This is a genomic window from Brevibacillus sp. MER 51 (genome assembly GCF_023714195.1).
GTDB lineage: Bacteria > Bacillota > Bacilli > Brevibacillales > Brevibacillaceae > Brevibacillus.
The window spans coordinates 56,288-67,643 of the sequence record NZ_JAMAUS010000017.1; the positions used below are offsets into that span (position 1 = coordinate 56,288).

Consider the following 11,356-nt stretch of genomic DNA (forward strand, 5'->3'; position numbering starts at 1 on the left):
CGTGCATGATCAGTTTCTCTTAACGATCAACCATCCAATCCTCAAAAATCATAAAGCGCACGGTCAGGAACTGTTGCCCGGATTAGCCCATATTGATCTGTTGTATCAAATGTTTCGGGAAAATGGTCATGATTACCGCGAGCTTGAGCTTCGCAATCTAACGATCTATCATCCGATCATGGTGGGACAGGATTATGATGTCATGCTGAGCATTCAGTGCACGCAAGGCAAAGCAGGGCAGTGGCAGATTCGGATGGAGGGTCAGACACAGCGTAACGGCATTTTAGACTTGGAGAAAAAGCTGTATGTCACTGCTGAAATGCATCAAAGTGCCTCTGCGCAGTTCGATGAGACGCTGGATCTTCCCATGCTAGAGCAAGCGGCAAACAAAAAGATCAATCTTCATGACGTATATGAGCAATGCCGTCGTCAGGAATTGGTCCATACAGGTTTTATGAAGGCAGAAGGAACGATTTACGAAACAGATTCTACGGCGGTAATGGATATTTCACTCGGTAAACATGCCCTTCCCAGTGCGGAAGGGTTCATGTTTCACCCGACCTTGATCGATGGGTCTGCGATCGGCTCGATGGTATTGTTCACTTCGGTTATACAAGGAGAGCAACGGCTATTTTTGCCGCTTTTTTATGAATCTTTTCGTGCCTCCGCCCTATTGCAGCAGCATTGCTTTGCCAGAGTACAAACTTCATCCATCCAAAGAAAAAATGAACTGATGTATATGACGATGGAGTTCTTTGATCGTTCAGGCAAAAAAATTGCGCATTTGCAAAATTTTGCAGGCAAGCTCGTTCGTGATCCTGGACTGATCCATTCCAATAAAAACGAAGTACCTCCGCTTCGAGCCGATTTCCAACCATCGAAGCAACCGGTGTCTCTTTCGAAAGGACCCGTTCATGAGGCGAATGAATCGCAATCTGCCGTCGTAAGTAAAGCACAAACTTTTTTACAACAACTGCTGGCCGAGCGATTACAAGTTCCGGCTGCGTTGATTGATACGCAGATTGGTTACTATGAAATGGGGTTGAACTCACCAGGCTTGTTGGAAGTGGTGAAGGCTGTCGAAGCGAAAGTAGGAGTGTCTTTGGCTCCTACTTTATTGTTTGAGTATACGAATATCGCTGAGTTGGCCGCCTATCTGGCCGAGAATCATGCTTCCGTATTCAGTGGGCTTGATTTGACGAAACAGGAAGATAGACAAGAGTTGCCACAACCTGCCAAAGTCGGAGCCTCATCAGCAACCTCTGAGAATCACGCAGCGATTCCCAATGAAGAAATTGCGATCATCGGGATGGCAGGTCGCTATCCAGAGGCAAGAAATCTCCATGAATTCTGGACAAATTTAAAAGAAGGCAAAGACTGCATCAAAGAAGTCCCGAAATCTCGCTGGGATTGGCAGCAGTTTGGAGAACTCAAATCCCCTTCAGGGAAGCAAATGTCCAAATGGGGAGGGTTTATTGAAGACCCCGATTGCTTTGATTCTCCCTTTTTCAGAATATCGCCGCGGGAAGCAGAAACGATGGACCCCCAGGAGCGTTTGTTTTTGGAAACATGCTGGGAAGCGATGGAAGATGCAGGCTATACGCCGAAGACGATTGTTCCGCCTCGGGGGAGCAGTAACAGGCGGCAGGTTGGTGTCTTTGTTGGCGTGATGCACAAGGATTATTCCCTCATCGGAGCGGAAGCGATGTCTCGGGGCGAAATGTTCCCGTTATCCTTGAACTATGCACCGATTGCCAATCGCGTTTCTTATTTCTGTAATTTTCATGGTCCGAGTATGGCAATTGACACCGTTTGCTCCTCCTCGCTGACGGCTGTGCATTTGGCGCTGGAGAGCATCAAGCGCGGAGAATGTGAGGTAGCATTGGCGGGAGGGGTCAATTTATCCTTGCATCCCGGCAAATACTTGTCATACGGCATGATGGATATGCATTCGAGTGATGGTTATTGTCATACCTTTGGCAAGGATGGCGACGGGTATGTTTCTGGAGAAGGCGTCGGTACGGTCGTATTAAAGCCATTGCGCAAAGCGATTGAGGATGGCGATCATATTTATGCCGTGGTAAAAGGAAGCAGTGTAAACCACGTCGGATCGGTGAGCGGGCCTTCGGTGCCAAGCCCTGTTGCTCAGGCAGAGGTCATTACAGCATGCCTGGAAAAGAGCAGCGTAGACGCGAGAACGATCAGTTATGTGGAAGCGCACGGGACCGGAACCTCTTTAGGCGATCCGATTGAAATTCAAGGATTGGTGAAAGCGTTTCGTCAATATACAGAGGATCAGCAGTTTTGTTCCATAGGCTCAGTAAAGTCAAATATCGGACACGCTGAATCTGCCGCAGGTATCAGCGGTTTGCAAAAAGCTGTTCTTCAGCTCTACCATAAAACGCTCGTTGCTTCCTTACATGCCAAGGAAGTGAATCCGTTTATTGATTTTGCGCAATCTCCTTTTTATGTACAGCAGCGGACAGAAGAATGGAAATCAGTGATCATGGAAAAAGGTCGAGAAGTGTCCGTTCCGAGACGTGCAGGGGTAAGCTCGTTTGGCGCTTCGGGGTCCAATGCCCATATAATTTTGGAAGAGTACATCCCAGTTGAAACAAAGCCGAAAGTGCAAGCCATTGCCCGTAAAAATCACCCAGTGATGATTCCGCTATCTGCCAAGAATAAGGAACGATTGCTAGTCTATGCGCAAAAAGTAGCGGACTTTCTAAAAAGGGCATCATCTGGCAATCACCCTCAACCAAGTGAGGAAGAGAAGCAAAAACAGCTTCAAGAAATGCTGGAGAAGAAGCTTCGCAGAATGTTATCCACTATTATTCATGTGGCAGAAAGCAGCATTGAGCTCGAACAAGAGTGGCATGAATACGGAGTAGACCTCGTTCAAATCACACAGCTCAAGCAAAAACTGCAAGAGGAGCTGCATATTCAGCTTGATTTCAAGGAATTCGATCAAGGCAACTCCATTGCTTCTGTCATCGCTTCTCTCATGGATAGCCATCGAGACGAGATAGAAGTGGAAGCTCAGTCTTTTGCTGATCGAGAAACACGAATCGATCTGGAAAATGTGGCGTATACCTTGCAGGTTGGACGAGAAGCGATGAAAGAACGAGTTGCCTTTGTCGTCGAGGATATACCCGAGCTGATCGGAAAATTGGAAGCTTTTTCGCGAGGCGAGAATGCGATCGATCATTGCTGGATAGGGAGCTTGAAGCCGAACAACGACCAAGACTCTCAACAGCTTATCCAAAGCTGGATTGCAGAAGGCGACATCAGAAAAATAGCGGAATGTTGGGTGACAGGCTATGAAATGGACTGGGAACAGCTATACCAGAATAACAAACCTAGACGTGTGCCCTTGCCGACGTACCCATTTGCGAAGAATCGTTATTGGATTCCAGAGAGCAAAAGTAAATCGGTGAGCCGCAAGACAGCAGCTCCATTTATGAGCGAAACTGCCATTCATCCACTTTTGCAGCGGAATACTTCTGATTTTTCTGAACAAAGGTTCAGTTCCACCTTTACAGGTCAGGAGTTTTTCTTATCAGATCATGTCGTGAAGAATCAGAGAATTTTGCCGGGAGTCGCCTATCTGGAAATGGCGATAGCAGCAGCAGAGCAAGCAACGGCTGCCTTGACTGAAGAACCAGCCCAGATTCAACTCAAAAACGTGGTTTGGACACGGCCAATTGTTGTGGGTGACCAACCTGCACAGATACATATCGGTCTTGTTCCCGAAGAGAATGGTGAGATTACTTTTGAAATCTATAGCGAGTTGGAGGCGATGGATGCAGAACCCGTCGTACACAGTCAGGGCAGCGTCATGCTTCATGCTGTTGCTAAGAAACATGCCTTGAATTTGCCATCCTTACAAGCAGAGTGCAATCAACGAGCGTTTTCATCCGAACAATGCTACAGCATTTTTCATGCAATAGGGATGGATTATGGTTCGGCTCATCAAGGAATTGACACCTTGTATGTAGGGGAGGGTCAAGTTTTAGCCAAGTTATCCTTGCCAGCCACCGTCTCCGAGATGGAAAACCCTTTTGTCCTGCATCCAAGCTTAATGGATTCGGCTTTGCAGGCATCGATCGGGCTCATGATGGTTGGGGAAGAGACCCCATCAGCGGATGGTCATACGAGCCGAAAGCCGTCCTTGCCTTTTGCCATGGAGAAAGTGGAAATCTACGGCAAGTGCACATCCTCGATGTGGGCGTACGTTCGTTACAGTGCCACCAGCAGCGCAGACGACAAAGTGCAGAAGCTGGATATTGATTTATGCGATGACCAAGGAACGGTTTGTGTACGAATAAAGGGGTATTCCATGCGAGTGCTGGAGGACGGGAAGCAAGCGAGCCATGTTTCTTCGAAAAGCGCTACTTCCGCAACTTCTCTGGAGCCTCCTGTGGGGAATCTCATGCTGTCTGCTGTGTGGGATGTGACTCCTGTTGAGAAGGGACAGCTTTTCCCCACTGCTGATGAGCAGGTTGTCATTGTGGGCGGAAATGAAGAGAATAGGATCGCCATTCAACAATACTATCCACGAGCAAAAGTATTGTCCATTCAGGCTGAGAATACGATGGAGGAAATCGTATACCGACTGGAAGAGCTTGGTTCCATCGATCATCTGGTGTGGATCGCTCCTTTTGATGCGATAGACTCCTTGGCGGATCATCGATTAATCGCGGGGCAAGATCAGGGAGTGATTCTATGCTTCCGAACGATTAAAGCCTTGCTTCACTTGGGATATGGAAGTAAGGAGTTGGGGTGGAGTGTCATCACGGTTCAAGCCCAGCCTATATGCCATACAGATGTTGTGAATCCTTGCCACGCCAGTATTCATGGATTAATTGGTTCGATGGCGAAGGAATATCCAAACTGGAAGATTCGACTCATGGATGTAGAGGCCGAATCTGAATGGCCGCTGGATGATATGTTGAGGCTGCCAAGAGATCGTCAGGGTCGTCCGTGGGTTTATCGTCAGGGTGAATGGTATCGTCAGCAGTTGCTTACCGTCGATCATCCTCCGATTGATCAGACACGAATGAAGCAGAGTGGTATTTATGTGGTGATTGGCGGTGCTGGTGGCATCGGCGAAGCGTGGACCGAATATATGATACGTACCTATCAAGCTCAGATTATATGGATTGGTCGCCGTCCAAAAAATGAAGAGATTCAAGCCAAGATAGATAGACTTGCCGCTTTTGGACCAGCACCAGACTATATAGCAGCGGATGCAACGCAGCAGAACGCTTTGCAACAAGCTTATGAACAGATCAAGCAAACGTATCAACGGATTGACGGAGTTGTTCATTCTGCCATGGTCTTGGTGGAGGAAAGCTTGGAAAACATGCAAGAGGAAGGTTTCCGAGCAGTGCTTTCGTCTAAGGTGGATGTGAGTGTGAACATCGCTTTGGTGTTTGAGAAGGAGCCGTTGGATTTTGTCTTGTTCTTTTCATCACTCATGGCAGTTACGAAAGCTCCGAAGCAAAGCAACTACGCGGCTGGTTGTACCTTTAAAGATGCCTATGCTCATCAATTGACTCAAGCATGGCCATGTGCGGTGAAACTGATCAATTGGGGATATTGGAGCAGTGGGCAAGTGGAAGATACTCATCAGGAGATGGTAGAAACCTATCGTCGTTTGGAGCAAATCGGCATTGGGCTGATTCAGCCGCAAGAAGCAATGCAAGCCATAGAGACACTTCTCGCAGGAGCCATGGATCAAATTGCTTTCATGAAGATCACGAAGCCTGTTGTCATTGAAGGGATGAAGGTAGAGGAATGGGTGGATATTCACTCTGCAATATACCCGTCCACGCTACAGCTGTCTGCCCATGAAAATGAAGGGCTTGCTGATGTAGTGGCTGCCCTTATCAAGGAGAGATTGAAGCATGACCAATCAGCGGGAATACGGATTCTCGAACTTGGAGCAGGTACAGAATCCACCAGTTCCTTGCTTTCACAAAAATTACATGCCTATCAATCTTTTGTGAGCTTCGAAGCTTTTGATCCAGAAGCGGCGTTAAGTGAACAAGGATTGGATGCTGGTGAGTACGACCTGATTATCACAGCGAATAACCTGCACACCGCTCAACAAATTCGCCAAACCCTGCGTAACTGCAAGAATCTCTTAAAAAGGAATGGTCTGCTTCTAGTAAAAGAGATGATGGAGGAAAACGTACGTAAAGACCTCACAGAAGGTCTTACACTACCTCTGGAAGGTTGGCAGAAAGGATTGAGAGATGAGGGCTACCGAGTTGTCTCCTATCCACAGTTGATAATTGCTGAAAGTGACGGCGTTGTCCGCAAGTCCAAACAACAGCAGAAATCAATGGGGACCTCAGCCTCTTCTCTACCAACTCCTTCAAATGCAGACAGAGGAACAAGCACGGAGGCTATGCTTCGGGAGAAAAGCATAACCTATTTCAAGCAATTGGTCGGAGAAACACTGAAAATTCCATTTGACCAGATCGATTCTTCTGCCGCCCTGGAGGAGTATGGCATTGATTCGATTATGATTGTGCAAATGACAAATGTCCTACGGAAAAAAATGCATCAGATCAGCACGACCCTCTTTTTTGAATATCAAACGATTGATGCGCTGGTCGAGCATTTCATGACAACAAAAGCGGATGAATTACTAGCATTAGTAGGAATGGATGAACAAGAACCTGTTCAAATGCAACTAACCAACTCAGCAGCTTCTGGAAAGACAACCCAAGAGCAAGCTGGCTCGACATTTCGAAAGGCAAAGTCTCGCCGATTCCTGCATGTTTCTGATCCAGAAGCGGAAAAAACAACAGCGCCGTCCAGACAGGATGTGGCGATCATTGGTCTTGCAGGACGTTATCCACAAGCGGGGGATGTCTGGGAGTTTTGGACTCGGCTGAAAGAAGGGAAGAATTGCATCACGGAAGTGCCGAAGGATCGTTGGAATTGGCAAGAATTTTTCAGCGAAGAAAAAGGGAAAAGAGGATACATGTACACCAAATGGGGCGGTTTCATCGAGGATATCGATAAATTCGACCCGCTCTTTTTCCAAATTTCGCCTAACGAAGCAGAGCAGATGGACCCGCAGGAGCGCCTATTTTTACAAACGGCCTACGCCAGTATGGAAGATGCGGGCTACACTCCTGCCACTTTGGGAGAAAGCAGAAAAATTGGTGTGTTTGTTGGTGTCATGAATGGAAATTACCCAGCAGGAACGAGCTACTGGTCGATTGCGAATCGAGTTTCCTACCTGTTCAATTTCCAAGGACCGAGTCTAGCAGTGGATACGGCGTGCTCCTCTTCTTTGACGGCGATTCATTTGGCATTGGAAAGCTTGTACAGTGGTACAAGTGAATGTGCCATCGCTGGCGGGGTCAATTTAATTGTCGATCCGTTTCACTATATTCGACTGTCTGGAGCGACGATGCTTTCTGCTGGTGACCGCTGCAAGTCGTTTGGCGATCAAGCGGACGGTTTTGTAGATGGAGAAGGTGTGGGAGCTATCGTATTGAAGCCTCTGCAAAAGGCGATTGCCGACGGAGACCACATATACGGCGTCATCAAGGGAAGCATGCTCAATGCAGGCGGCAAAACGAATGGATACACCGTTCCCAACCCCATCGCACAGTCGCAGGTAATCCACGAGGCATTACAGCGAGCGGGAGTGGATGCTCGTGCCGTCAGCTACATCGAAGCGCACGGTACAGGTACCGCTTTGGGCGACCCAATCGAGATTGCGGGACTGACTCGTGCATTCGGACAACACACGAAAGACAAGCAATTCTGCGCGATTGGCTCGGCCAAGTCGAACATCGGACATACGGAGAGTGCGGCAGGAATTGCGGGATTGACCAAAATATTGCTTCAAATGAAGTACGGTCAAATCGCACCATCCTTGCACGCTGAGGTCATGAATCCAAACATTGATTTCAGTGATACACCATTTGCGGTTCAGCAAAAGCTGGCAGAGTGGCAAAGACCAATCATTGAAATCAACGGAGTAACCAAGGAATATCCGAGAATCGCTGGGCTATCGTCGTTTGGGGCGGGAGGAGCCAATGTCCATATTGTCATCGAAGAGTATCGCGAAAAAGATAGACAGCCAGAGAATAGTATGCAGCCACAGCATCCAAAAGTGATCGTGCTCTCAGCGAAGAATGAAGAGAGACTGTTGGCTCAAGTGAATCGATTATTGAAGGCGATCAAGGAAGAATCATTCACTGATGCCCATTTGGCTGATATCGCTTTTACGCTTCAGGTAGGACGGGAAGCGCTGGAGGAACGCTTGGCTGTCCTCGTCAGATCAGTTGATGAGCTTGCGGAAAAACTAACGCATTTTGCAGAAGGTGAAGAGAACATTGCCGAGCTGTATCGTGGGCGAGTGAAACGCAACCATGACACGGTAGCCCTTTTTGCTGATGAAGATATGAAACAAACAGTAGAGACATGGATTGCCAAAGGGAAATTCGCAAAACTGATGAACCTTTGGGTCAAGGGCGTCTCTTTTGATTGGAATAAGCTATATAGCCAAGATAAACCGCGGCGCGTCAGCTTGCCTACTTATCCTTTTGCCAGGGAGCGTTATTGGATAGACGTTGAGAAGCCAAAGGCAGCAGGTATGAACGAATCATCTTCGGTTAGAGGGGATATCCTCCATCCATTGCTTCACAAGAACACTTCTGACCTCTATGAGCTGAGATATAGTTCCATCTTCACAGGGCAGGAGCCGTTCTTGGCTGACCAACTTGGAAACGGGCAGCGCTTCTTTCCACTCACTGCTTATCTGGAAATGGCACGGGCGGCAGTGAAGCAGGCAGCGGGAGATAGAGAGGGGACTTTATCTGGAATCCGAATGTCTCATGTTGTCACAGATCAACCGCTATTGGTGGGCGAGGATTTGGTTCAGGTACACCTGGGGATCCATCCAGAGGATACTGGAGAGCTTTCCTATGAAATCTACAGCAAATCGAATGAAGATGATACCGAGTCTGTGGTACACAGCCAAGGTATGGTCGAATTCACTTCGTTCGTTGAAGCACCAATTTTGGATCTACCTGCCTTGCAAGCCGAGAGCAGTGAGATGCTTACTGCCCGACAATGCTGCGAGCTGTTAAAAGAACGTGGAATGGCTGATCATCCGAGTTTTGAAGGGATTGAAGAGGTATACAGGGCGCGGGAACAAGTTCTGGTAAAACTCTCCTTGCCCTCGATTGCCATGGAAACAGCAGGACAATTCGTTCTCCATCCTAGCCTGCTGGAGTCTCTATTGCAGTCATCTCGTTATCTCGCTACGGAGGCTACAACATCTGGCAGCATCAGCTTCATCCGACCGGATGGTTCTTTTGTCCTTGAAGAGCTGGAGATTTACGAGAATCATCCTGCTGTGCTGTATGCTCTCATTCGATACAGTGATGATGCCAAAGTGGAGAATAAAAAAATAGATATCGATCTATGTGATGAGGCAGGCAGAATAGGCGTGAGGATGAGAGGCTTTTCAATGGGGAGTGAAAAACGAGGTGCGACGGTGAGGGAGACTCAGGAAACAGTGACTTCCGCTCCCGCACTGATGGGAACCACGATGCTCACTCCAGTATGGAACGCCGCGTCTGTAGAAAAAGGGGAAGTCATTCCATCAACGAGTAATCAAGTAGTCATCGTTTGCGCCGAAGAAAAGGACAGAAGTCTCCTTCAACGTCATTACCCTCAAGCTACTGTTTTACCGCTTCAGTCAGATGATTCTATTGAGGTCATCGCAAGTAAGCTGGAAGAGCAGGGTGTGGTCGATCACATCATGTGGGTTGCTCCCGATAGCTGTGTGAAATCCGTAAAAGAGGAGTCCGTGATGAACGAGCAGGAGCGGGGCGTTATTCAAGTTTTCCGCTTGATCAAGGCTTTGCTTGCGCTGGGGTATCAGACGAAAGACTTGGGCTGGACGATCATTACTGTCCAGGCACAGGCTATCTACCAAAGAGAGAAAGTCCATCCAACGCATGCCAGCATCCACGGATTGATCGGGTCGATGGCGAAGGAATATCCGAACTGGAAGGTAAGACTCGTCGATTTGGAGGCGCATGCCGAGTGGCCGCTCCATGATATTTTTACTTTGCCTGCCGATGCTCAAGGAAACGCTTGGGCATACCGTGGACACGCGTGGTATCGCCAACAGTTGATGCCGGTGCAGAGACCTTTCACGAAGCAAACCGTCTACCGGCAACATGGCGTCTATGTTGTGATTGGAGGCGCGGGCGGTATTGGACAGGCGTGGAGCGAATACATGATCCGCACCTATCAAGCCCAGGTGATTTGGATTGGTCGTCGCATGAAAGATGAGTCCATTCAGAACAAAATAAATCAACTTGCTGCCCTGGGACCTGCACCACTCTACATCGAAGCTGATGCTACGGATCGCGAGTCGCTGCAATCTGCTTATGAGGAGATCCAAAAGCAACATGGCAAGATTAACGGGGTGATTCATTCCGCCATTGTCCTCCTGGATAGAAGTCTGGCGAATATGGACGAGACGACCTTCCGAGCCGGACTGGTACCAAAAGTAGAGGTAAGTGTGCGGATGAGCCAAGTGTTTGGCGAGGAGCCATTGGATTTCGTCCTGTTTTTCTCCTCGATTAACTCGTTTACGAAATCGCCTGGACAAAGCAATTATGCTGCCGGCTGCGCCTTCAAAGATGCTTTCGCTCATCAGCTTGCCAAGGAATGGACATGCGCGGTGAAAGTAATGAACTGGGGATACTGGGGCAGTGTTGGAATCGTTGCGTCCAAGGGCTATCAGGAACGAATGGAACAGATCGGCATTGGCTCGATTGAACCTTCAGAAGGGATGGAAGCATTGGAAGCCTTGCTAACAGGTCCCATGAATCAATTGGCGCTGATGAAAACGACCAAGCCACTCGAGATGGAAGGAATCAATACACAGGAATCGGTTGCAGTCGTTTCAACCAAAATTTCCTCCAGCATGGCAAGCATTAAAAACAAGTTAAAAGTAAAAGAGATGCCCAAAGCAGCCTATTTTGCATTAGAAGCAGGTACGGGCACGGACAGCTTGTTTGAGAACGTACAAGCAACGATCATTCAGCTCGCCTCTCAAATCCTGAAGGTAGAGAGCGAAGAAATCGATACGGATAGTGAACTAAAAGAATACGGATTCGACCCAGTCAAGCTCACCGAGTTTTCTACCAAAATCAATCAGACGTACAAGCTTGAACTGACACCTGCTGCGATGATGGACTATCCAACGCTTAAACACATTACTGAATTTCTAGTCAATGCCACTCAGAAATCTCAACCAGCAAGAGAACAGGACAAACCGGTTCTATACGTGTAAGCCGAAGGA

General features: G+C 48.1%; 1 protein-coding gene. It reads left to right on the forward strand.

What is annotated here, in order from left to right:
* The first annotated feature begins 1 nt into the window (after position 1).
* On the forward strand, positions 2–11,347 hold the full coding sequence (locus M3630_RS26110) for an SDR family NAD(P)-dependent oxidoreductase (protein WP_251254021.1): 11,346 nt from the start codon (positions 2–4) through the stop codon (positions 11,345–11,347).
* The last annotated feature ends 9 nt before the right edge of the window (positions 11,348–11,356 follow it).